The 24,998-nt window shown below is 40.8% G+C and carries 15 protein-coding genes and 4 pseudogenes; 3 read left to right on the top strand and 16 right to left on the bottom strand.

Annotated features, from left to right (window positions below; translation table 11 throughout):
* Window positions 1-100 precede the first annotated feature (100 nt).
* From pyrG to JCM10596_RS02590, 11 genes and pseudogenes are all read right to left on the bottom strand, one after another.
* Window positions 101-1,708, bottom strand: coding sequence for a CTP synthase (gene pyrG, locus JCM10596_RS02545; RefSeq protein WP_025025788.1), 1,608 nt, complete (start codon window positions 1,706-1,708; stop codon window positions 101-103).
* Window positions 1,709-1,966: 258 nt separating this feature from the next.
* Window positions 1,967-2,548: a DNA-directed RNA polymerase subunit delta gene (gene rpoE, locus JCM10596_RS02550; RefSeq protein WP_025025789.1), complete on the bottom strand. Its 582-nt coding sequence runs from the start codon at window positions 2,546-2,548 to the stop codon at window positions 1,967-1,969.
* Window positions 2,549-2,632: 84 nt separating this feature from the next.
* Window positions 2,633-5,313, bottom strand: a pseudogene (icmF, locus tag JCM10596_RS23445) (fused isobutyryl-CoA mutase/GTPase IcmF); the annotation flags it as partial.
* A gap of 197 nt (window positions 5,314-5,510) precedes the next feature.
* A pseudogene (locus JCM10596_RS31605) lies at window positions 5,511-5,952 on the bottom strand (cobalamin B12-binding domain-containing protein); the annotation flags it as partial.
* A gap of 60 nt (window positions 5,953-6,012) precedes the next feature.
* Complete coding sequence (locus JCM10596_RS02560; protein WP_025025790.1) at window positions 6,013-6,642, bottom strand: TetR/AcrR family transcriptional regulator; 630 nt, start codon at window positions 6,640-6,642, stop codon at window positions 6,013-6,015.
* 23 nt (window positions 6,643-6,665) lie between these two features.
* Window positions 6,666-7,628 (bottom strand): methylmalonyl Co-A mutase-associated GTPase MeaB, encoded by a 963-nt coding sequence (meaB, locus tag JCM10596_RS02565; RefSeq protein WP_025025791.1) that lies wholly within the window; start codon window positions 7,626-7,628, stop codon window positions 6,666-6,668.
* A gap of 47 nt (window positions 7,629-7,675) precedes the next feature.
* Window positions 7,676-8,818 carry an acyl-CoA dehydrogenase gene (locus tag JCM10596_RS02570; protein WP_025025792.1) on the bottom strand — a complete coding sequence of 381 codons (1,143 nt, stop codon included), beginning with the start codon at window positions 8,816-8,818 and terminating at the stop codon, window positions 7,676-7,678.
* A 24-nt stretch (window positions 8,819-8,842) separates the two neighbouring features.
* Window positions 8,843-9,982, bottom strand: coding sequence for an acyl-CoA dehydrogenase (locus tag JCM10596_RS02575; protein ID WP_025025793.1), 1,140 nt, complete (start codon window positions 9,980-9,982; stop codon window positions 8,843-8,845).
* Window positions 9,983-10,073: 91 nt separating this feature from the next.
* Window positions 10,074-10,924, bottom strand: a pseudogene (locus JCM10596_RS23450) (3-hydroxybutyryl-CoA dehydrogenase).
* 79 nt (window positions 10,925-11,003) lie between these two features.
* On the bottom strand, window positions 11,004-12,188 hold the full coding sequence (locus JCM10596_RS02585) for an acetyl-CoA C-acetyltransferase (RefSeq protein WP_025025794.1): 1,185 nt from the start codon (window positions 12,186-12,188) through the stop codon (window positions 11,004-11,006).
* Window positions 12,189-12,392: 204 nt separating this feature from the next.
* Window positions 12,393-14,549, bottom strand: a complete 2,157-nt coding sequence (locus tag JCM10596_RS02590) for a heterodisulfide reductase-related iron-sulfur binding cluster (RefSeq protein WP_025025795.1) — start codon at window positions 14,547-14,549, stop codon at window positions 12,393-12,395.
* A gap of 440 nt (window positions 14,550-14,989) precedes the next feature.
* Here JCM10596_RS02590 and JCM10596_RS02595 point away from each other — a divergent pair, with 440 nt between their 5' ends.
* The 3 genes from JCM10596_RS02595 to JCM10596_RS02605 all read left to right on the top strand — a co-directional run bounded on the left by JCM10596_RS02595 (window position 14,990) and on the right by JCM10596_RS02605 (window position 18,812).
* Window positions 14,990-16,123 (top strand): radical SAM protein, encoded by a 1,134-nt coding sequence (locus JCM10596_RS02595; protein ID WP_025025796.1) that lies wholly within the window; start codon window positions 14,990-14,992, stop codon window positions 16,121-16,123.
* The gene (locus JCM10596_RS02600; RefSeq protein ID WP_025025797.1) at window positions 16,120-17,490 is read left to right on the top strand and encodes an ATP-grasp domain-containing protein; all 1,371 of its coding nucleotides are present in this window, start codon (window positions 16,120-16,122) and stop codon (window positions 17,488-17,490) included. The genes JCM10596_RS02595 and JCM10596_RS02600 overlap by 4 nt, the downstream gene beginning before the upstream one ends.
* Before the next feature lie 65 nt (window positions 17,491-17,555).
* Window positions 17,556-18,812, top strand: a complete 1,257-nt coding sequence (locus tag JCM10596_RS02605) for an MFS transporter (protein WP_025025798.1) — start codon at window positions 17,556-17,558, stop codon at window positions 18,810-18,812.
* Between the two features lie 73 nt (window positions 18,813-18,885).
* Here JCM10596_RS02605 and JCM10596_RS02610 read toward each other — a convergent pair whose 3' ends face one another.
* From JCM10596_RS02610 to JCM10596_RS23455, 5 genes and pseudogenes are all read right to left on the bottom strand, one after another.
* On the bottom strand, window positions 18,886-21,156 hold the full coding sequence (locus JCM10596_RS02610) for a glycosyl hydrolase (RefSeq protein ID WP_025025799.1): 2,271 nt from the start codon (window positions 21,154-21,156) through the stop codon (window positions 18,886-18,888).
* Window positions 21,157-21,416: 260 nt separating this feature from the next.
* Window positions 21,417-21,971: a DUF3267 domain-containing protein gene (locus JCM10596_RS02615; RefSeq protein WP_025025800.1), complete on the bottom strand. Its 555-nt coding sequence runs from the start codon at window positions 21,969-21,971 to the stop codon at window positions 21,417-21,419.
* Window positions 21,972-22,042: 71 nt separating this feature from the next.
* The gene (locus JCM10596_RS02620; RefSeq protein WP_025025801.1) at window positions 22,043-22,315 is read right to left on the bottom strand and encodes a hypothetical protein; all 273 of its coding nucleotides are present in this window, start codon (window positions 22,313-22,315) and stop codon (window positions 22,043-22,045) included.
* 44 nt (window positions 22,316-22,359) lie between these two features.
* Window positions 22,360-24,021, bottom strand: coding sequence for a hypothetical protein (locus JCM10596_RS02625; RefSeq protein ID WP_025025802.1), 1,662 nt, complete (start codon window positions 24,019-24,021; stop codon window positions 22,360-22,362).
* Window positions 24,018-24,814: pseudogene (locus JCM10596_RS23455) on the bottom strand (ABC transporter ATP-binding protein). Before JCM10596_RS23455 ends, JCM10596_RS02625 begins: the two are co-directional and overlap by 4 nt.
* Between the last annotated feature and the right edge of the window lie 184 nt (window positions 24,815-24,998).

The raw sequence follows: 24,998 nt of genomic DNA on the forward strand, positions 1-24,998 counted from the left end.
CCCTTTTTGCCTTATATCCTCCTCTGTTCAGCACTTTTGTCTAAAAAATACAAAATTAAAGTTTCGTACCAAACTAAGACATACTAATAGGGAATCTTGGTTATACTAATTGGTTTACCTTAATGGATGCTTTGACGAATTGATTAAATAAAGCTTGAGCACGGTTTGGTCTGGAAGTAAACTCAGGATGGAATTGGCTCGCCACAAACCAAGGATGATCAGGAATTTCAATAATTTCAACCAATCTGCCATCTGGTGAAGTTCCTGAGAATTTAAAGCCTTTTTCCTCTAATTGACGTCTAAACTCATTGTTAAATTCATAACGATGACGATGACGTTCATAGACAAGCTCCTGTTGATAAGCCTCCATTGCCATCGAGTTTTCTTCAATTTTACAAGGGTACAAGCCTAAACGCATCGTTCCACCTAAATCTTCAATGTCCTTTTGCTCAGGTAATAAATCAATCACTGGGTATCTTGTTTCAGGATTAATCTCCGAGCTGTTCGCTCCCTTAAGCCCTACAACATTGCGAGCAAATTCTATACAGGCAACCTGCATTCCTAAACAAATACCGAAAAACGGAATTTTGTTTTCTCTGGCAAAGCGCACCGTTTCGATTTTCCCTTCTACTCCACGATCTCCAAATCCACCTGGAACCAAGATTCCATCAACACCAGTAAGCAGCTCCGTCACATTCTCTGCTGTCACTTCTTCCGCGTTAATCCACTTAATATCAATATCCGTTTCATTAGCAATTCCCGCATGATATAGTGCTTCCGCCACAGAAATGTAGGCATCCTGTAATTCTACATATTTACCCACCAAAGCAATGCTCGTCATCTTACTTAATCCCTTGATGTTGTTCACCATTTCTCGCCATTCCGTCATATCTGCTGGTGGAGCATCAATACCTAAATGATTCAACACATAGTCATCAACACCTTGAGCTTGTAAGAATAAAGGCACTTCATAGAGCGTTTCGGCATCTTTCAGTTCAATCACTGCATTCTTATCAATATCGCAGAATAGAGCTAGCTTTTCCTTCATATCTTGAGATAAATCATGTTCTGTTCGGCACACAATCACATTAGGTTGGATTCCTAAGCTACGAAGCTCTTTGACACTATGCTGAGTTGGTTTTGTCTTTAACTCACCTGCCGCATTCAAATAAGGAATCAATGTACAGTGGATATACATGACATTTTGACGTCCAGTATCGCTCTTAATTTGACGTATGGCTTCCAAGAAAGGAAGGGACTCAATATCACCTACTGTACCCCCAATTTCAGTAATAACGACATCTGGTTCGTTTTCGCGTCCTGCACGAAAAACACGATCTTTGATCTCATTCGTAATATGAGGAATAACCTGAACAGTTCCCCCTAAGTAATCCCCACGTCTTTCTTTTGTTATGACGCTTGAGTAGATTTTCCCTGTGGTTACATTACTATTTGAATTCAGATTGATATCAATAAAGCGCTCATAATGACCTAGATCTAAATCCGTTTCCGCTCCATCATTTGTTACAAAAACCTCTCCATGCTGATATGGACTCATCGTTCCCGGGTCCACATTAATGTAAGGATCGAATTTTTGAATCGTTACATTTAGTCCCCTATTTTTTAATAATCTCCCTAAGGAAGCTGCTGTGATCCCTTTCCCTAATGAAGATACAACTCCACCTGTCACAAAAATATATTTTGTCATCACCTACTACCCCTCTTTCCTGCTCTTAGTTTTGCTCAATTTGGTAAAAACAATCATTTTTTTATAGAAAAATTTTCTTAAAAAATAAAAAAACAAAAGACACGAATCCCTATCAAGATCAGGGGGCGCTTTTGTAGCTGGATATCTTCATATTCAATTTAACGTATTCACGTCCAAAAAAATTATAATAAAGCCCAAGGAAAATAATACCCCTTGAACATACCTTTGTCAAGGGGGATTATCTCTCTTTCATTTGTGCTATAAATCCTCGTTTTCGTCTTCAAAATCGCTGTCTTCTTCACTCTCATCGTCGTCAACAAGGTCGTCATCTTCAAGCTCCAAGTCTTCGTCAATGCTGTCGTCTAAATCTTCATCGAGATCATCAATATCTTCGATTTCCTCGTCCAGATTTTCATCGAGGTCATCTAGATCATCCAGATCATCTTCATCATCAAGCAAAAGATCATCCTCATCTATTAGCTCATCTTCTAGATAATCGTCATCTAGATAATCATCGTCTTCATCCTTTTTCTTCTTCTTCGGCTTCTTCTTCAACTCGGTAATAACAATCTCTTCAACTTGTTCTACTGGATACCAGCTACGAAGTCCCCAGACATTATCACCAAGCCCATTAAAGCGCCCATCAATATTAATCTCTGTATATAAACGAGGCATAGCATCTACTTTTTGTTCCTGAGTGAAGCCTTTCAAAGCCGCTACTTCATCTAGCAGGACATGATATGGTTTAGGCTCTTTATTACTCTCTTTTAAGAGAGCATAAACGATATCTACCATAGACATCTCCATAATAACTTCTCTGTCTAAGTCCCGAATGCTCACACTAGCACTTCCCTTCTACTTCATCTACCTACTCATTATAGACTGAATGAGGAAATTTATGCTAGCTTTTTTAGTAGGTTTTTTTTACATATTCCTGCGATACTGCCCTCCTACTTGATACAAAGCATTCGTTATTTGACCCAAACTCGCCACTTTCACTGTTTCCATCAGCTTAGCAAAAATATTCTCTCCGTTTCTTGCTACTTCCTTCAAGCGCTGTAGAGCCACGGCTGTTTGTTCTTGATGAAGCTGTTGAAATTGCTGGAGTGAATGAATTTGCTGCTCTTTTTCTTCCTGTGTCGCTCGCGCTAGCTCCATATTAAATTCTTCTTCGTCAGAAGCATGTGGGTTAATATACGTATTGACTCCAATAATAGGAAGCTCTCCAGAGTGTTTCTTCATCTCATAAAGCAAGGATTCCTCTTGGATCTTGCCTCGTTGGTATTGAGTTTCCATCGATCCAAGAACTCCACCACGCTCGTTCATTCTACTAAACTCTAGAAGAACGGCTTCTTCTACCAGGTCTGTTAGCTCCTCAATAATGAAAGAGCCTTGTAATGGATTTTCATTCTTAGCTAAGCCCATTTCTTTGGTAATAATCATTTGAATGGCCATTGCCCGGCGCACAGACTCTTCTGTCGGCGTTGTAATGGCTTCATCATACGCATTGGTATGCAGGGAATTACAGTTATCATAAATCGCCATAAGCGCCTGAAGCGTGGTTCGAATGTCATTAAAATCAATCTCTTGGGCATGCAAACTTCGCCCTGAGGTTTGGACATGATACTTCAGCTTCTGACTACGTTCATTCCCTTTGTATTTGTTTTTGATCACGGTTGCCCAGATCCGTCTAGCTACCCGACCAATTACATTATATTCAGGATCTAATCCATTACTAAAGAAGAACGATAAGTTAGGCGCAAAGTCATCAATTTGCATTCCACGACTTAAATAGTATTCTACATACGTGAAGCCATTCGCTAAGGTAAAGGCAAGCTGAGTGATTGGATTCGCTCCTGCTTCTGCAATATGGTAGCCCGAGATACTCACTGAATAATAGTTTCTAACCTTATTCTGAATAAAAAATTCCTGAATATCTCCCATCATTCTTAGCGCAAATTCAGTAGAGAAGATACACGTATTCTGCCCTTGATCTTCCTTCAGAATATCCGCTTGAACGGTTCCTCTTACGGTCTGCAAGGCATACGCCTTTATTTGTTCTCTTTCCTCAGGTGCAGGCTCTCTTCCTTCACGTTCTCTAAAGCTCTCGATCTGCTGATCAATCGCTGTATTCATAAACATCGCTAGGATAATCGGTGCAGGTCCATTGATCGTCATCGACACACTGGTGCTCGGTGCACATAAATCAAAGCCCTTGTAGAGTTTCTTCATATCTTCGAGGGTACAAATACTGACACCGCTTTCTCCTACCTTTCCATAAATATCAGGACGATAGTCTGGATCTCCTCCATAAAGGGTTACGCTATCAAAGGCTGTCGATAGCCTCTTTGCCTCATCATCCTTGGATAAGTAATGAAAGCGACGGTTCGTTCTTTCTGGTGTTCCTTCTCCAGCAAATTGGCGCTTTGGGTCTTCTCCTTCTCGTTTAAAAGGAAACACTCCTGCGGTAAAAGGAAAGGCTCCAGGAACATTTTCTTTCATTAGCCACTTTAGAATATCTCCCAATCTTCATATGAAGGAAGGGATACTTTTGGAATTCTCGTTCCTGCCAGAGACTCTGTATACAAGACAGTTCTTATTTCCTTATCACGAATCTTTGTCACAAATTCATCCTGTGCATAGGCTGCCTTCACTTGAGGCCATTCCTCTAGCTTCTTCTTGGACTCAGGATGAAGTTGGTCAGCATAATACTTTTCCAGCGTGTGAAGCTGTTCTGCCCATTTTTCTGATTCTGCTACTTGTGCCTCTACATTCCTCCACTGTCGGTACGCTTCCTTCGTTCCCTTGATCTGATACAGCTTACGGGCAATCTCCACTTGCTCAGACATAAACTCTTTGTATTGTTTCATTGTCTGTACAATGTCACCAAGGTATTGTGCGCGCTCTCCCGGAATAATTGTGCTTTTTTTCGAGATATCTTGACTTGTAAAGGAAGGAAGGGACCAGCCTAGCTCACACTTTTCATTGATCTTGCGAATCAAAGCCGTAAATAATTGATTGGTTCCTGGATCATGGAATTGACTCGCCATTGTTCCGAAGACGGGCAACTCCTCAGGTCTTGCTTCAAACAACATATGGTTTCGCTGATATTGCTTACGAACATCTCGCAGGGCATCTTCAGAGCCTTTACGGTCAAACTTATTAATGACGATCAGATCAGCATAATCTAGCATATCAATTTTCTCTAGCTGTGATGGAGCTCCAAATTCGCTAGTCATCACATACATCGAAAGATCCGAGATCTCAATAATCTCCGCATCTCCTTGCCCAATTCCGCTTGTTTCCACAATGATGAAATCGAACCCTGCTGCCTGCACCACATGAATCGCATCAGCTATAGCCGCACTTAACTCTGTTCTGGACTTACGTGTGGCTAAACTACGCATATACACTCTTGGATTGTGAATGGCATTCATTCTTATACGGTCCCCAAGTAAAGCTCCACCTGTTTTCTGCTTCGATGGGTCTATCGAAATAATGGCAAGATGCTTATCGGGAAAGTGCTCTAAAAAGCGACGAACGAGCTCATCTGTTAACGAGCTTTTCCCCGCTCCTCCTGTTCCGGTAATCCCTAGAATAGGAGCAAGCCCTTTCTTCTGCTTTGCCTTTGCTCTTAATTCAGTTAGAACATCTAAAGCTGTTTTTCCGAGAAAAGCAGGACTCTTTCCGTCTACCACTTCCTCCGCTAAGGTGATTAATTGTGCTACAGAACGCTTGGCCTGCACATGTAGCTGCTCAAGATCACATTCCTTCTCTAACTCCGCATCTTCCTCAGGAGTCAATGTTGAGAAATCAGCAAGCTCTAGCATTTGATTAATCATTCCTTGCAAGCCATATTTGCGTCCATCCTCAGGAGAAAAGATTCGGGCAATGCCATACTCATGGAGTTCTTTCATTTCTGGAGGAATAATAACGCCACCTCCACCTCCAAACACTCGAATATGCCCTGCTCCTCTTTCTCTCAGCAAATCCACCATGTACTTAAAATATTCCATGTGTCCCCCTTGATAGGAGCTAATGGCAATCCCCTGAACATCCTCTTGTATGGCAGCACCTACTACTTCATCCACCGAACGATTATGCCCTAGGTGAATCACTTCTGCACCAGAGGCTTGTAAAATACGGCGCATGACATTGATGGATGCATCATGTCCATCAAACAAGCTAGAGGCGGTAACAAAACGAAGCTTATGCTTCGGTACATAAATCGTTTCTTGAACCATACTTGATCCTCCTTTCCCTTACATCTCACATCTTCTTCCTCATATCATTTTCATGGTCTTTCACTTCGCCACAGAGAGTTGATCCACGATCAATCGTGTCTGTTTTTCAATAAAGTCCTCTAAGCTAAATTGTTTGGTTAACGCCCATCTTCTAAAGACCCACATTTCCCCGAGTACCACAATATTGTGAGCCATTAGCTTAATTTCTCGTGGATCAAGATGAATGCTGCCATCCTCAATCCCTTTTTTCAATACCTCTTCGAATATCTCCGTAATTTGTTCTTCTCGGCTTAAGACGTAATGCAAGGTATCCTTAGGCAGTGATTTTGTTTCCTGATAGATCAGAAGCACCTGATCCTGCATATCATTCAGTACCATAAAGTAGTGCTTCATTGCTGCTTTCAGCGACTCTAAGCTATTCTCTTTCTCCTTCATCGCTTCAAGTAAGCGATCCTCCACCTGCTGATGAATGGAATCACAGACGAGATACAAGACATCTTCCTTCGACTGTATATACTCATAAAGTGTGCCTATACTAAAGCCCGCCTTCGCTGCAATCTCACGAGTGGTTGTTTTATGGAAGCCTTTCTCTATAAATAGGGAAACCGCTGCTTCAATCATTTGTTCACGTCTTTTTTTCACTAATTTTGGGTCTTTTACTAAAGACGGTATTTGTTTTTTTTGTGTCATTTTTCCTCTCCCCCAATTCCTTGCTATTTTTCTTCTCTATGTTTCAACTGCTGTAACCAACTCGCAAAGAGATCCTCAGCAACCGAATACGGATCTGTTTCTCCTTGTTCAATTTGCTTTATTTTTTCTTGGTATATGGGTGTTTCTATTTCTTGTTGCATACGTTTAACATACTGATGCTCTAGTACCTCGAGCATTTCCGTCACATAGCGCTGCCTTCTTCTCTCCTCACCTAAACCAAATTGCACCAGATACTTCTGATGCTGCTCGCAGGTATCCCAGATGAGCTCCATCCCTTTATTTTGGGTGCTGATCGTTTTGAGCACAGGAGGTCGCCACGTAGCATCATGCTTGACAATGTCTAGCATATGATTGATTTCAGCAACAAGCTTATCTGCTCCCATCAAATCTGCCTTATTAATGATATAAAAATCGGCAATCTCCATAATCCCAGCCTTAAAGGCTTGGACAGAGTCCCCTCCACCCGGAGTGAGCACCACAGCCGTCGTATCGGCAACCTTCATAATATCTAGTTCTGATTGACCCACACCTACTGTTTCAACAAGGATCACATCCATGCCATAAGCATCCACCAACCGAATAGCTTCCTTGGTCGCTCTGGCTAGTCCTCCTAGACTCCCCCTTGTCCCCATACTTCGAATATAGACGTGAGGATCTGTAAAATGATTGGACATTCGAACTCGGTCACCTAAGAGTGCGCCTCCTGTAAAAGGGCTTGTAGGATCAACAGCAATGATTCCCACAGAAAGCTCCCTTGCTCGTAAAAAAGTAACCAGTTGATTGACTAGCGAGCTTTTCCCTGCACCGGGAGCTCCCGTAATCCCTAACGTATAAGCCTTGTTTTGATAGGAATGCAGGTCTTTGAGAATTGTCAGTCGATCAGGATGATCATTCTCTACATAGCTGATTGCCCGCGCCAAAGCTCTTACTTCTTGTTTTAAAATTCGTTTCGCCAACTCATGCATTCTCGTCACCGCCAGAATGGATTCCTCTCCATCAACTTAACTGCTTATTAATCTGCTAATAAATATTTAGAAATCACTAGCCTTTGAATTTCATTGGTTCCTTCATATATTTGTGTTATCTTGGCATCACGCATAAACCGTTCCACGGGATACTCTCTGGTATAACCATAACCACCAAAGACCTGAACCGCATCGGTTGTCACTTCCATGGCAATATCTCCGGCATAGAGCTTGGACATAGCTGACGCCTTCCCATAAGGCAGACCTTCGCTTTCTAACCAAGCTGCCTGATAAGTGAGAAGTCTAGCTGCTTCCACCTTCGTAGCCATATCTGCCAGCATAAATTGAAGTCCTTGTTGTTGAGCAATGGGTTTGCCAAATTGCTTACGTTCCTTGGCATAGTCCACAGCATGATCTAACGCTCCTTGAGCAATGCCCACAGCCTGCGCTGAGATTCCATTGCGTCCTCCATCTAAGGTCATCATCGCTATTTTAAAGCCTTCCCCTTCTTCTCCTAAACGGTTTTCTACGGGAACCTTTACTTGATCAAATAAGATTTCCAGTGTAGGGGAAGAACGAATCCCTAATTTCTTTTCTTTTTTCCCAAAGCCAAAGCCCTCCATCCCTTTTTCCACAATAAAAGCCGTAATTCCTTTGTGCTTTTTCTCTGGCTCTGTTACCGCGAAAACAACGTAAATTTCTGCCTCTCCAGCATTGGTAATAAAAATCTTACTGCCGTTTAAGACATAATGATCTCCCTGACGCACCGCTGTTGTTTTCATTGCCGCGGCATCCGATCCTGAACCTGGCTCAGTTAAGCCATACGCACCCATCTTTGTTCCTTCAGCTAAGGGACGTAAAAACCTTTGTTTCTGCTCCTCTGTACCAAATTTATAGATCGGCCAGCTCGCTAAGGATACATGCGCGGATAAGGTCACTCCAGTAGAAGCACACACTCTCGATAATTCCTCTACTGCAATGACATAGCTTAAATAGTCTGAGCCTATCCCTCCATATTTCTCATCCCACGGGATTCCAGTCAAGCCCAATTCCGCCATTTGTTCAAAAATCGCTCGATCAAAAATCTCTTCCTCGTCTCGATGAGCCGCACTAGGGGCTACCTCATTTTCAGCAAAATCACGGACCATCTTGCGGATCATTTCATGCTCTTCAGATAATTTAAAATTCATCTCTCATCTCTCCCTACTCGTTTTCTATTGCAATAGATGCTTGGCGATCACAATGCGTTGGATTTGATTCGTTCCTTCATAAATTTGAGTCACCTTGGCATCTCTAAATAGTCGTTCTACTGGATATTCTCTGGTATAACCATAGCCACCAAAAACCTGTATGGCTTCTGTTGTCACCATCATAGCCGTATCTGATGAGAGCTTCTTCGCCATAGAAGCCTCCATCCCACACTTCACTCCTTCATTTCGTAAGAAGGCAGCACGATAGGTTAATAGCTTTGCCGCCTCCACTTGTGTCCCCATGTCTGCTAGCTTAAAACCTAAGCCTTGCTGGGCTCCAATCGGTTTGCCAAATTGCTTTCGTTCTCTAGCATATTGAATGGATAACTCTAAGGCATTTTCTGCAATCCCTAGCGCTTGAGCAGCGATTCCAATACGTCCTGCATCTAAGTTTGCCATGGCAATGGTAAAGCCCATTCCCTCCTGACCTAATAAATGACTGGCAGGAACCCTAGCTTGATCAAAAATCAGCTCTGTCGTACTTGAGCCATTCATCCCCATTTTTTTCTCTTTCTTACCGACTGTGAGTCCCGGAGTATCCTTATTCACAATAAAAGCACTGATCCCCTTCGTGCCTAATTCCGGATTGGTTACAGCAAAGGTAATATAGACATCCGCTTCTCCTCCATTTGTGATAAACACCTTGGAGCCATTAAGTATATATTCTTCTCCTTGTTTTACAGCGGAGGTTTTGATCCTTGCTGCATCAGATCCAGCATGAGGTTCCGTAAGCGCAAAGGCTCCCAGGTATTCTCCACTGGCTAGCTTGGGAATATAGCTCTTTTTTTGCTCTTCATTACCAAAATAGAGAATAGGATTGGTTCCTACTGATGTGTGCACAGAGAGAATCACTCCTACCGTCGCACTCACCTTGGATAGCTCATGAATTGCAATAATATAAGAAAGGAAGTCTGCTCCAGCTCCACCTAACTCTTCTGGGATCGGAATGCCCATCAGTCCTAATGCTGCCATCTTCTCTACAATTTTTCTTGGAAATTGATCTGTTTCATCCATTTCATGCACAATAGGTAGAATTTCTTGCTGGGCAAAATCTCGAACCATTCTGCGCATCATTTCTTGTTCTTCAGTAAATCGAAACTCCATTCCTTCTCCTCCTTACCATTCTTCGCTGCTGGGCTTGATTCTTATCAGCTATCCGGCGCGCTTTCTCAGCCACAATCTATACTGGCACGCTCTACTCGTATTGATAGAAACCTCGCCCTGATTTCTTACCTAGCCATCCTGCCTTCACATATTTTCGTAACAATGGACAAGGACGGTACTTGTCATCTCCAAACCCTTCATGTAAGGTTTCCATTATATATAAGCAAGTATCTAACCCGATAAAATCAGCTAGAGTTAAGGGACCCATGGGATGATTCATACCTAGCTTCATGACCTGATCAACAGCTTCTGGAGAAGCAACTCCTTCATACACGGTGTAAATAGCCTCATTGATCATAGGCATTAAGATCCGATTTGAAACAAAGCCTGGAAAATCATTTACTTCTACAGGTGTTTTCTCCAGCTTTAACGTTAAGTCATAGACCGCTTGATACACTTCATTTGCCGTTGCCAGACCACGAATAATCTCGACCAGCTTCATCACCGGTACAGGGTTCATAAAATGCATCCCTATAACCTTCTCAGGTCTTTTCGTTACTGCGGCAATTTCTGTAATAGGTAGGGAGGACGTATTCGTCGCCAAAATCGTATGGGCAGGAGCCAAGCTATCTAAACGACTAAAAATATTCTTTTTTATCTCCATGTTTTCAACAGCCGCTTCAATCACCATGTCTACTTTCTTCACATCCGACACATCCGTCGTGGTTCGAATTCTTAAGAGAATTGCCTCTACTTCTGCTTCAGATAGCCTGCCCTTTTCCACTTGTCGCATGAGGTTTTTTTGGATTGTTGTTACCCCACGATTCAGAAAATCGTCTTTTAAGTCCTGAAGAATCACTTCAAGTCCTGACTGAGCGATCACTTGAGCAATCCCGAGCCCATTTGCCCTGCACCAATCACCATTATCTTTTTCATTTCCATACCTATATCCTCCCTCACTTTAGCTCACTAAATGAATTTTTTCATCTTTTACTACCCTCTCTACAGAGCCACCGCCCTTTTAAGGCATGACTTCAACCAAAATCGCATCCCCTTGCGCTGCTCCACTGCATATCGCGGCAACTCCAAGTCCTCCTCCGCGTCGCTTGAGCTCGTATATCAAAGTAAGCAGAATACGGGCTCCACTTGCTCCAATAGGATGCCCTAGAGCAATAGCTCCTCCATTCACATTCACTTTCTCAGGATCACAGCCGACGATTCCAGCACTTGTTAAACTCACAGCGGCAAAGGCTTCATTCATTTCATATAAATCAATCTGTTCTGGAGTATAACCTGTCTTTTTTAACAGCTTCTGGACAGCAAGACCTGGTGTTTTCGCTAGATAAGGAGCATCCTCTCCTACAGCGGTATGACCTAAGATTCTAGCCAGAGGCTGCTTCCCTTCTTGAAGCGCTTTCTCTTCTGACATGATCAGAAAAGCAGCCGCTCCATCATTGATTCCAGGAGCATTTCCCGCCGTGATACTCCCTTGTGGATCAAATATCGGGGAAAGCTTAGCAAGCTGTTCTAGACTCGTATCTGCTCTAGGGGCTTCATCCCTCTGAACGATAAGAGGCTCTCCTTTACGCTGAGGAATGGTAACAGGAATAATCTCCTCATCAAATTTGCCTGCTTCTATGGCTTTGACCGCTCGTTGATGACTTCGCAGAGCCCACTGGTCCTGAGCCTCACGACTCACCTGTAATTCACTGGCTACGTTACTGCCATGTACTGCCATGTGCACTCCGTGAAAAGCGCAGGTTAGTCCGTCATGAATCATCAGATCCTTCATCGTATGATCTCCCATGCGCAACCCCCAACGTGCTCCTGGAACAATGTAAGGAGCGTTACTCATGCTTTCCATTCCTCCTGCCAGAATCACTTCAGCGTCTCCTGCACGAATAATCTGATCAGCCAGCGTCACAGCGCGCAATCCTGAAGCACATACTTTATTAATCGTTTCGGTTTGAACCTCCCACGGTAGACCTGCTTTTCTAGCAGCTTGACGAGAGGGAATCTGCCCCTGTCCTCCTTGTAGTACCATCCCCATAATCACTTCATCTACCTCATCAGGCTGAACTTTGGCTCTATGTACTGCTTCTTTTAACACAACCGCTCCCAAATCCACAGCCTGTAATGATTTTAACGCTCCTCCAAATTTACCAAAAGGTGTTCTTGCTCCACTTACAATAACACTATGCTTCATCTTCTAATCCCCTTTCTCATATTTGTCATGGACAGAATAGTTTTTTTTATAGATGGATCGTTCCTTATTCCTCTTCTTAACTAAGCCCATCCCGCTCAGTCAACTGAGCGCTCATTCAGTTTATGAATGATTAGCAAGACCCGATACACCTTTTCGTGTATCGGGTTAGCTATACCATTTTCCATTTATTCTGCTGTTGTTCGATTAATGTACGGCTTTTTCATCTGAAAATTCTAGGGACATTTCAAGAATCTCAACGATGTCTTTGGTCGCTACCTTCTCTTCGACTTCGAGTGCCTTCGTCCCGTCTCCCATCATCGTTAAGCAATAAGGACAGCCGCTACTGATCATGGTTGGGTTGACAGCTAGTGCCTGTTCGGTACGAGCAATATTCACTCGCTTCCCTTCTGTTTCCTCCAGCCACATCATTCCACCACCGGCTCCACAGCACATTCCATCTTCACGGTTTCGATCCATTTCAGCCAGCTCTACACCGGGAATCGTTTGTAGGATTTCACGTGGAAGCTCGTAGATATTATTGTAACGACCCAAGTAACAGGAATCGTGGAATGTAATTCTTTCTTTTACTTCTTTTGTTGGCTTGATTTTTCCTTCTTTCAGCAATTGAGCGATCAATTCTGTATGATGCAGAACTTCGGCTTCAAGACCAAATTCAGGATACTCATTCTTTAATGTATTGAAGGTATGTGGACATGTGCTCACGATTTTCTTCACGCCATACTTTTGGAAGATTTCAATATTCTCCTGACAGAGCTGCTGGAAGAGGAATTCATTCCCCATACGTCTTGCTGTATCTCCAGAATTCTTCTCTTCATTACCCAGAATGGCGAATTTCACACCTGCTTCATTCATGATTTTGGCGAAGGAATGAGCCACTTTTTTATTTCTGTTATCAAAGCTCCCCATCGAACCAACAAACCATAGTACATCAAACTCCTCCACTTCTTTCACCGTAGGAACATGAATATCCTCACGTTCTGTACGCCAGTTGATTCGCTCATTACGGTTAATTCCCCAAGGATTGCTTTGACGTTCAATATTATTGAAGGTACGCTGAGCCTCTGTCGCCATTTTCCCTTCTGTTAAGACAAGGTAACGTCTCATGTCAATAATCTTGTCTACGTGCTCATTCATGACTGGACATTGGTCCTCACAGTTTCTACAGGTCGTACAGGCCCAAATTTCTTCTTCTGTAATGACATCACCAATTAAATTGATATTATATTCAAAATTAGATAGTAATTCCTTTTCTGTCGCTACTGCCACTTCGTCGCTTCCAGCTTGCTGAACCTTCGCAGCCGCTAAGGCTAACTGATTTCCTTGTGCTCCACTAAAAGCAAATACAGGCATCCAAGGAGTTCTTGACGTAATCGCAGCCCCTTTATCTGTCAGGTGATCACGGATTTTTGTTATTAAATCCATCGGTGAAAGCATTTTCCCCGTTCCAGCAGCTGGACACATGTTCGTACATCGTCCACACTCTACACAGGCATAAAGATCAATCATTTGCTTTTGAGTGAAGTTCTCAACCTTTCCTACACCAAACTCCTCAGCCGATTCATCTTCAAAATCAATCGTACTTAATTTACCTGGATGAACCTTGCGCTTGAAGAAAATATTAATAGGAGCCACAAAGATATGAAAATGCTTTGATTGAGGTACATATAATAAGAACGTTAGCAACACAAGATTATGCGCCCACCAAAAGATATAGAACAAAACGGTTGCCGCCTCCAAAGAAAGCCAGCCAAACGCGAGGGCAACCACAGAAGATACGGGATGAAGCACATAAAAACCTGCTGCCAATTCTCCTTCTTGGACCAGCATAACCGCTTCAAATCCTAGGGACATTAAAACAGTGAGCATCAAGGATGATAAAAGGATAATCACGATACTTGATTTAAAATTTCTCTTTAAACGCGGAAGCTTTTCAATAAATCGACGATATCCTGCATACCCTACAGCAAGAAGAATCAACAGAACCGTTATTTCCTGCATAAAGACAAAATAGGGGTAAGCGCTTCCAAAAGGAAGCCAATAAGGATTCCCTGTTAAGCCCTTCCCAATCAAGTCTAGGGCTCCAAATTGCAAAATAATAAAACCATAAAACATAACGAAGTGCATGATCCCGCTTTTCTTGTCTTTCATTAATTTCTTATGACCAAACATTTGGGCGAATAATTCATTAAGGCGTTCGTTCAGCTCTCCTTTGAAGTCAACCTTTTTTCCCAGCTTGATAAACAAATATCTGCTATACACGATGTGAGTAAACAAGTAAAGTACGTAGCTTAGCACAGCAAAAAAAGCAAGTAAGTTAAGTACTGATAACCATGATGACATGTCAACACACTCCTCCCCAACAGCCTTACCCTGACTGAACGCTCGTTCGATATAGTGATATATATGTTCAGCCAAGCATAAACATGTGATATATTTTCTCTCCCTATGCTTGTAATTGTATTATAACAAGAGTCCCTTTTTCTGTCACTGTATTTTATAGCCAGACTACTTGAAGAAGCCTTATACAAACTGGTGAGAGATGATTTTGAATTTATTGTAGCACATATTGAATGAAGAGTCATTCATTTTTTGTGTTTTAAATATATAGTATTATTTTTTATTGAGTTATTAGTACTTTTCTTCTAAAATAAACCAAAGAAAATACTGACAATAATGGGTCTTGAGTGATACAATATAGAGGAAAGTTCTTCCTGAACTTGTACTATCATAGAAAGTGCCTCAGCCTAAAAATAACGATTATTTAGGAGGTTTGGCTTTGTATGGAAAAAGTGAAAACTGTAGTACAAAAGAAAAAGGAACAGGAAATGATCAAGGAAGTAATTCAAAAGTATCGCTCTAAGCTAAGTCCAAGCCTGACAAGAATTACACGACATTCTGAGGCAGTTAAGAAACAATTTGTCCCCAGTGCTTTTGAAGCGTTAGATTTTGGAACAGAAACTCCCTTTGAAGAAGGGAAGAATAATCATGGGATTTACGGCTTAGAAAGAATTTACGAAGATCGAGCCGTCATTACACCCTATTTTGATTGTTCTGCTTACTGTAGATACTGTTTCAAGAAAACACGCACATTAGCAGGGGAAGCGAAGGAAATGAGTGATGCAGATATCGAAAAAGCTACTCAATTTATTGCTTCAGACCCACGAATTCGTACTGTACTCATCACTGGTGGCGATCCGTTCATTAATCCCTATCTTCTTCAAAAAGTACTTGAACAGGTGGCTCCTATTCCTCATGTTAGAAACATTCGTATTGGAACAAGAAACATTTTATTTAAACCCGAAACGATTACGACAGAACTGGCTAAAATGATTGCTAGTTACCGCTCTATTAACCTTACACAACCCCATTTATCCAGAAACGTGTCAATTGGACTCTCGATCAATCATGTTGACGAACTAACTCCTGATGTTGTTAATGCCTACCAAAAATTTATTCAAGAAGGGGTATCCGTACGAGGACAAGTTGTTTTATTAAAGGGAATTAATGATCGTTTTCAGGATATTTATAACCTAGTTGAAACGTTTACCTGTACAGGGATTGTTCCTTACTACCTATTCCATTGCATGCCAGTAGTAGGAGCAAAACATTTCCGCACCTCTGTGAAAAAAGGACTGGATATACTGCGTACCCTTTCTACATATTCAGGTACTACAGCTCTACAGTACGTGTATGTTACTCCCATCGGCAAACATCGAATCTCTCCCGAGCACCATCTGGATTATGTAACCATTAACGATCACCGTTATATTCGGGCTGTTACCCCTTATAAAGAATCTGACTTTTTAGCCTTTTCAGATAACATATCCCTCCCTCCACTGCATGAAGTAAATGAAGATGGCTACATCATTTCACATTATCTTGACGGGTATGATGAAGAGGAGGCTTTTGTATGAAAAAAGGCTTTGTATTTATAGAGGATACTGCATTTGTTACTCTAACTCAATTAGCAGAGCGAACAAAGCAGCTTGGCTACACCAATTACGTCATCTCTCGAATCCTAGAGGAGCATGAGCGCGAAAGAATCGATAAGTATAATGCTACAAATCCCTCTCCTCTATTTGAGCATGTCATCGAAACCGATCAATGGGACTTCTCATTTCTGCAAGAAACGGTGGCTACATTTGAAAGGGAAACACCGATTGCTGCTTTTCTCACTTTAGGCGGATTATTTAACCGTTCCGGTTTATTGGGTGCCTATACAGCGCAGCTTGCTCAAGATAGAGGATTACCCTCCCAGTCTCCTGAAGCTTTATATCGAACAAATAATAAATATCTGGCTCGTGATGCATTGAAAGTAGCGGGCGTACCCACTGTGAATTTCGGACTAGCTTCAAACATTGAAGAGGCACGCTTACGAGCTGAACAAATTGGCTTTCCAGTTGTTCTTAAGCCCATAAATGGTTGCGCTTCGCAGTTAGTAATGACCTGTCAAAATGAAATAGAGCTTGTTGAGAAGTTTAATTATGCTATTAAACAGCTCCCTCTATTAGAATTTAAGCAAGAAATTTATACTGGATGTCACGAATATACTGATATGTCTGGAAAAATGATCTTTTTTGATCCCCTCCAAACATTGCTTATCGAGGAATATATCTCTGGAAGAGAAGCAAGCATTGAACTCTTGGCTACTGAAGACGAGATGATTCCTCTGCTCATTCATGATAAGGTGCTCGTAAGTCATGGAGAAACAACCGTTTATGAACATTTACTTACCGTCCCTCCTGTACGATTCACTCCCTCTGAAGTAGAAGCGATGAAGCAATATGCGGTTCAAGTGGCTAAAGCTACAGGGATCAAAAATTCACTCTGTCATATAGAAATTCGGTATGACGAAACAAGAGGTCCCCAATTATTAGAGATTAATCCCAGAGTAGGTGGGATGTTGGTGACTCAAAGCTTAAAAACGATGATTGAATTTGACGCCCTAGAAGCTATGATTCATCTGGCACTTGGAACTTTTCCATCTGGGTACCAGCCACCTGCGAGTAAAGAAGAATTGCACGCCATGTTTACTTTGTATCCGCCCCATGCAGGTTTTTTCGAAAAAGTGGAGGGATTTGAAGAGTTGAAAGAATGGGAAGAGATATTACAAGCCATTCTCATTTTTCCAGAGAAAACATGGATACAAGGGGATCACGAGGAAATCTTCCTCTTAATGTGTTGGACACGAGCCAAAACCTATGATGACATTGTCACCATTTATGAAAAAGCAAAAGAAACAGTCAAGTTCCATATCAAAAAGCAGGAATATGTGAAATAAGAATAGTAGACCCATTATCCACAGGTTCTGTGGATAATGGGCTGCATGTAAAGAGAGGGAATAGAATGTCTTCAACTACCAAACCCTTACAACCTATGACAAATTTTTATATGATGGTCGCAGGTAAAGGGATGTCTGATTTCGGTAATTTTCTGAACATGATTGCGTTTAACTTATATGTTTATATTTTAACTGGAAGTGCTTTATACTTAGGTTTTTTTATGGCCATACGTTTGTTTGGAGGATTTATCTGTGGCTTTCTTTCAGGGTTTTTAGCTGATAAATGGAACCGTAAATCTTTGATGATTTTTTCGGACTTTGTTCGAGGACTCGCATTATTGGCGCTAGTCTTAACTCCACAAGAATGGCATATCCCGTTACTAGCACTTACATCATTTATATTAGGGGGGTTGGGACAAGTTTTTAATGTTGCCTTACAAGCAAGTATCCCCGCTATTGTAGGTCAAGAAAGAGTGATCAAAGCCAATGCAGTCATTACAGCTCTACAATCGATTAGTATGGTAGGAGGAACATTAACAGCTGGCGTTCTCCTTGGTTTTGTTTCTTATGCCTTTGTCTTTTCGTTAAATGCCTTGCTGTTCATTCTGTCAGGATTCATCTTAATCCTACTATCCATTGAAACAAGGGAAAGAACCTCACTTGACTCTTCTACCGAGAAAAAAGAAGGCTTTCTCTCTCAAGTTACTCAGATATTCCAATATGTACGTCTACTACCCATTATGATGACTTTCTTGTTTATTCGACTCGTCGATACATTTGGTTCTGCTTCTCATAACGTAGGCATGCCCGTATTTGCTGCACAATTAGATCCGCAAAACCCTTCCATTTACCTAGGTTCTATTTGGGCATGTTGGGCAGTCGGTAATGTACTTGGAGCCAGTGGTTCGATGAAAAAGCTGAAAAACAACTCAGCCAAAACCAGTGAGTATGCTTTTGGTTATGCTACCTTCTTTATGTCTCTATTCTTTATTTTTGTTTTTTTCTGGGAACATTGGTATTTGATACTTCCTATAGCCGTTCTAGCCGGAATTGCTGATGGGGTATCAGCCATTTGCTTTAACTCCCGACTTCAGAGTGAGCCAGATCATATTCGAGGAAGAATCTTCGGTGTGGCTTCTTCCATTCAAACCTTTGGTTTTGGAATTGGTATGATTATCTGTTCACCATTATTAGAAATCACAACTCCTTTTATTGTTGCAGGAATCATGCACGGCATTCCTCTCATCATGTGTATATGGTTCATAGTGTTTTTAGGTCGATATTATAAGAAAACTTCTCAAAAAATGGAGCAACACTTTTAATTTTATTGTCGATCAGGGATATATTACCAAGAGAGCATGGATGTCCATGCTCTTTCATTGATCAATCACAAATTTAGTTTCTAGATGCAAAGCTATGCGCAGGCACAAAGAGTGTAATTCCATCAGAGAATTGAACCGTTTTATTAGCAGAACTCATGTTGTAGGCTACATAGGTCTTTCTTCCATTTTTATTGAAAACGGCATAAAGAGGAGTGTTTGCTGTAATCGATCGATCTACCGTCCCGAGAGCGTTTAAGTTGTGTATCCAGTGGTAGGCATTTGCCTTTGAGTTTCCTGCCTCTGGAATATACACATCCGCTCTAGCATTAAACTGTTGAATGGCATCGGCAGGATTATGAATCGCACGATACATCCAAATAATATCTTCCCAAGCATCCCAATTGGTTCCGTTGTTTTCTCTGACTAAAGCTTCATAATTTTTTTGAGTATAGTTCGGGTAATGCGTTAGATACAAGGAGCCTCCTTGAAGTGGTAACCAGTTAATTCCATGAACTTCTTCGGGATTCCCTGTCCACCACACTCCATCACCTACGACCTTTCCACCCCAAATCATACTTGCCGTAGAGCGAGTAAAATCAGGATGAAAGTTGGTATCATGAACATCAAACCAATATTCATTAATTGCATTCATCTCTGTCGTATAGAGATAAATACCTAGATCTCTTAAAGCCTTGTTCCCCGTAGCTTCTCCCCATAGGATAACCCCTGTCCATGCATTCATTGCCTCAGAGGAGGATTCGTTATTGTTTCCATCTCCGAATTTGGCATGTCCAGATGCCCATGTATGCCCAGCGTAAATATCAAAGTTGCGTAAGAAAGGGAACATTGGATCATTTCGATCCGCACTTGCTATATCTCGAATTAAGAGATTCACCATTCCTCCCCAGTTCGCATTGTTGACCCAGTTTTGATCTACCCTAGCAATTTCAGATGCTGCTTTAATGAAATAACCATAGTGAAAATGGTGATCATTCATTTCTACAACACTACCAAAACTATCCGGATAGCCTAATAAGGTCCCCCAATGATTGTTATAGTAAAATACCTCAGAGGATTTAAGGTTTCCATGCACATCACTGGCTTTAAACCATCTTTCTAAGCCACTCTTTATCTCGTTACGGAATTTATTAGCTGCCTTGGTGTCACCTACTTGATCCGCAATAGGTGCTAAGGTGGCTAATTTCCCAAGATGTTTGCCATACCAATATGTGTCAGCCACCCCTGGGAATATTTCTTCTTCTGCCTCATCAATGTATCTCGCTAATCTACTTCTGTCATAAGAGCCTAAGTCTGGTAGAGAAGGGAGGACCCCATGAAATATCATTTTTGTTTGAAAAGAACTTCCTTCTGCTACTTTCATCATTCCTCGAACGGATGTATAGGTATAGGGTAAGAAATTCGTAGAGGTATTTTTCCATTGGTGTGGGTATAAAGCGAAGAGGGTGCCAGTTTGAATGCCTTCCTTGGCTTCTGTAGTATAGTTATACGTGGTGATGACTTCACTAGTGTTCTCATTGAATGACCATGATACTTTGGTATCAATAACATGGGCATAAGCGTACTCTCTAAATTTTTCTAGCGTAGCACTTGAGTTATCAGGTAATACTGCAATTGAAAAATAGTTTTTTCCATTCATATTATTAGTTAAAGTAGAGGTACCCATTCCAGACCAGGTCGATCCTGATGGAGCAAACAAACCATAATGTCTCCCATTGATCGTGACCCCTAACACAGCACTATGAGCATGCCCAGACCAGATCATGGGTGTTTGTGGAAAACTAATTTTAGGGCTTCCTCCTGCGTAGGTAGCATATATATACGGTGAACCATGACCATACGTTACCTTTAACGAACCGGAAACGCTTTCAAAAACATTTGTTACAAACCAGTCATTAAAACCATCTACATTTGTACTAGAAAATTGAGAAGTTCCAGTATGTCCAATAATAAAATCGTCATTTCCATTAGGATCTGTTAAACCTGGCATCCAAGCGCAAATACAAGCTGAGTTGGCTGTCATTGTTGGACCTGGATAGAATACACGCAAGCCATTGTGTTGATTTTGAACGGCTAAAGGATGGGGATATTGTCGTTCAGAATATTGCATCCAAGCAGTTGAACTCCACCAATCATTGGTCGGCATCGCTCCCCTCACATTTGATGTTTTATAAATCATTTCTTGAACATCTGTCACACCAGGTGGTTTAACCGTTGAGTAACTTCCCAATCCTACATTCACCTCTCCTGAAAATCCTAAAGTTAATACAGGACCTTGTAAAAGAATCAAACTAACAATGAGAATTAAAGTGAGATACCTTTTCAAAATAGTAAACCTCCTTCAGATTTAGTTCATTATCATCTCTGCTGTTAAAGAAACAACCTTCAAATACAATCTCTCAATAACAAATATCCCCACCTTTCCATTTTTACATAATAACGCGCGTTAATTTAAATAATAGAACGAAACCGGTTTCTATTCAATGGTTTTTTTCAAAAAAAAAACCAATCCAGTACTTTCCTTTGAATTGGCTTCTATATTCGTATGATATTTTTGTTTTGATAAAGCAGGAAGCGGAAATTCTTTTATTTATTCAAAAAAACTAGACAACCGATCTTTTCATGGTGATCTTGCACATAAGAGCTAGCCGGGAATTTTTTTATATTCCATAAAATCAGAAAATCTCCAATTGATACTAGCAGCATAATAATAGACCAGATGAACAGCAATGGTAGGTTATATAGATAACTAATAATTAAAGGAAGCATTCCAAGGAAAAACGATGGGGCAAATACTACTACCCTATAGCTATTTATTTTGAGCGGTTCTGAACATCCCACATAAAATATTCCTTGTTTAAGGTTACAACCAAATTTAATCCCTGACGCATTTCCTTTGCTTAGTATCAGAAAGAAAAAGGCATGGATTAATTCATGAAGAATCAGCCCAACGATTACAAGTCCTATTAAAATAAAGATGTATCTTAGTGAAATAAGAGCTTTAAAAGAACTTAAATCCCAAATATGAAAATATAAAAAAGTTAATACTACTATGCCTAATCCTAAGATTATACCTATATATTGTTCATAATCTTCAATCTTAAAAGTAGCATCAATAGATTGATTTTTTTCATTAACCATCTTTTATCCTACTTTCTTATGTTTAGGGCTACCTTATCTAAGAATTCTGAGCAAATGTTGTATTACCCCTGTCAGCCTTCTTGATTTTTTTTCTCCACCGATCTCCAAAGCAACCATCCAAAGAATATACCGCCTATTGGAAAGACAATCAGGTTGATTAATAAATCTCCAACCCATTCGTTACTGAAATATAAAGAAAAATTTAGTCCAAACTCGAGAAACTGTGTGAAAAGAAAAACAAGGATTGCCGTTGGAATTCCCCAACCAATGACACCATTAGTAAGAATAAAATTGATCTTTCCTCTTTTTTGGATTTCAGCCCAGCTCGTGTTCTTTCCAAACAAATGATACCACTCCCTTAACTAACGAATAAATTTATCCTATTCTTTTAATCTTTCTGATCCGCGACACTTTCCCATGATACCTTACAGCCTTTTCTCCATAGTAACAAATTGCAGAAGAAAACAAAAACGATCAATAGTAAGAATATGTAGCCTTCAGTCGCCGCAAAAAAATGGAGAAGCCCCATTCCTCCAAGGATCAAAAACATCGGGATCACTAACCAGCCATCACTTTTTTGCATAGCGGTAAAGGAGGTCGAAAAAGGCAGACCTGGTTGAAGCATTTTAAAACAGATCATTGTATATAAACAAGCGTACAAGAACACTAAGCCTAGATCTGGGAGGATCTCAATTCCAAATAAAAGAACAAAGGCTGTGCCTAAAATAAAGTAAATAGGAAGAAAGAGCTGAACAAAAAAGGCTTTCAGTATTCCCTTAAGAATGGGTTCAGGTGTCTGGGTAGGGCTTACCCGATAGATCCATGCTCCCTTATACTTTCCTGAATACTTGAGCATCATCACCACTTGCGGAATAAATAGTAAGGCAATATAAATGGAAAAGTACCACTTCCCTGAGAAGATTTCTTCTAGGGTTCGAAACTGCAATTGACTTAGCATCATAATAAAGGGTAGGAACAGAGAGATGGCGAGTGCAGGATATACTTTCAGTTTAAACTCTCGTTCTTGGCGCATCATTTTCGTTCCAAAAAGAAAGAACGTCCTTTCTTCTCGCTTAGGGCACACGATTCTGGCAAAGAGACTGCTCCAAAGATTGATCTTCCTTTTCCCCTTAGAGCTATGTGTGGAAAGCTTCTGTAAATGCTGTTCAAAAGAAGGCATCATCTTACTATACAAAAGAATCGATACAATCGGAACAATGAGTGCCATTAGAGAAAACAAAACAATTTCAATACTTCCATTTCCATTAAATAACCATTCGAAGGAAGCCCCAAACCAAAGAGGGACAATCAAGATCTGCCACCACTGCAAATGAAAGATCACATCCAGCTGAACAAGTTCAAATGACCGAATCAATAATTGATAGCCGATAATCATGGCAACAGATAAGAAAATTTGAAAATAGTTAATCATGTCCTTTAGTTTTTCGCCGTCAAAAAATTTTAAGATGATCAAATAGAGCAGAGCTGTAAGGACCACAATAAAAAGGTTCATTAGAAAAACTTCTACTAAGAGCAAGAAAAAAAAGAGCACACCATATTTCATAAGACTCGCTACTAAGACCCCTGCCATGAGAAAGAAACTAATAAAAAACAAATAGATGGTCACATGGATGGTTTTTGCCATGCCAATTGTTCTTCTATCTATAGGCTTGGTATACAGAATTTGTTTATCTCTTAAATCTAGCAGGACAGAAGAAAAATCAGAAATCATAGAGCTCATCGCTAGAAACATAAAAATACCAAAGACGATACTCATTTGAAAAATAAAGTTTTCCCCCATTAGAGCAATGGGAATCAGAAATAATCCTAGTAGCCCATACAACCACATAGATTTAAGAAAATGGTTGCTCTCTGCAGAGGAATCACCCTTTTTCTTCATGGCAGATTGATTAAAAATTGTCGGCACTCTTCTCTGATCCATAACCAGCTTTAACTCTAGTATTTTTCGCATCATTGGATAATCAATGCCCAGCTTGAGAAAGATGCCTCGAAACAGATCAAGAAACTTCAAACTATAGAAATTCTTCATGACTCCTCCTTCCCTTGAACAATCGCCACAAATTCCTCTGCAATGGTTCTATGCTCATGAAAGCCAGTCAATTGGTTAAAAATATCTTCTAGTGTCCCTTCTTTATTCTGTTCCCTTAACTCTTCGAAGCTTCCATCTGCCACAATTTCCCCACCCGTTAATAGGATGATTCGACTGCTTATTTTCTCTACGACATCCATAATATGCGAGGAATAAAAGATGGTTTTTCCTTGGGCTGCTAATTGAGCTAGCATTTCCTTGACCACCATTACACTATTCGCATCTAAACCGCTTAAGGCTCATCAAAAAATAAGAGGTCTGGATTATGTAATAAACTTGAGATGATTAGCACCTTTTGTTTCATTCCTTTAGAATAAGAAGCTATTCTAGTGTCATACACCTCTCCTAATCCTAATTTGCTCATTAATTTAGCTGCTTTGTGCTCCGCTTGTTCTGATGATAACCCATAGATTTCACCAATAAAGGTTAAATATTCTCTCGCTGTTAGGTTATCATAGATCTCTGCCACCTCAGGCACATACCCAATTCTTCTTTTATACTCTACATCTCCATCCGAGATATCCCGACCAAACACCTGCACAGTTCCAGAGTATCCTTCTACAAGACCTAACATGATTTTCACTGTTGTGCTTTTTCCCGCTCCATTTGGACCGATATATCCAATAATTTGACCCTGATAAACATCTAAGTTAATCCCTTTTAGGATTTCTTTTTCAGCATAGCTCATTCTTAGATCTTTTAGCGATAGCACGATTTCTTCTGCCGTTTCCATATCACTCATCCTCACTGCTTGTATTTGCCTTTCTTTTTATTATACTAAATCACCGCGAAAAATGGATAAAAAATACAAAAAAGCTGTCGAGAACGGCTCAACAGCTTGACAACCCTATCAGAGCGGGGTTGTTTCTTCTGGCTATTTTTTTCTACTAGCTTGTTTTAAAAGTATTCACCCTGCC

The sequence above is a fragment of the Caldalkalibacillus mannanilyticus JCM 10596 genome (assembly GCF_000615945.1).
Taxonomy (GTDB): domain Bacteria; phylum Bacillota; class Bacilli; order Caldalkalibacillales; family JCM-10596; genus Bacillus_AT; species Bacillus_AT mannanilyticus.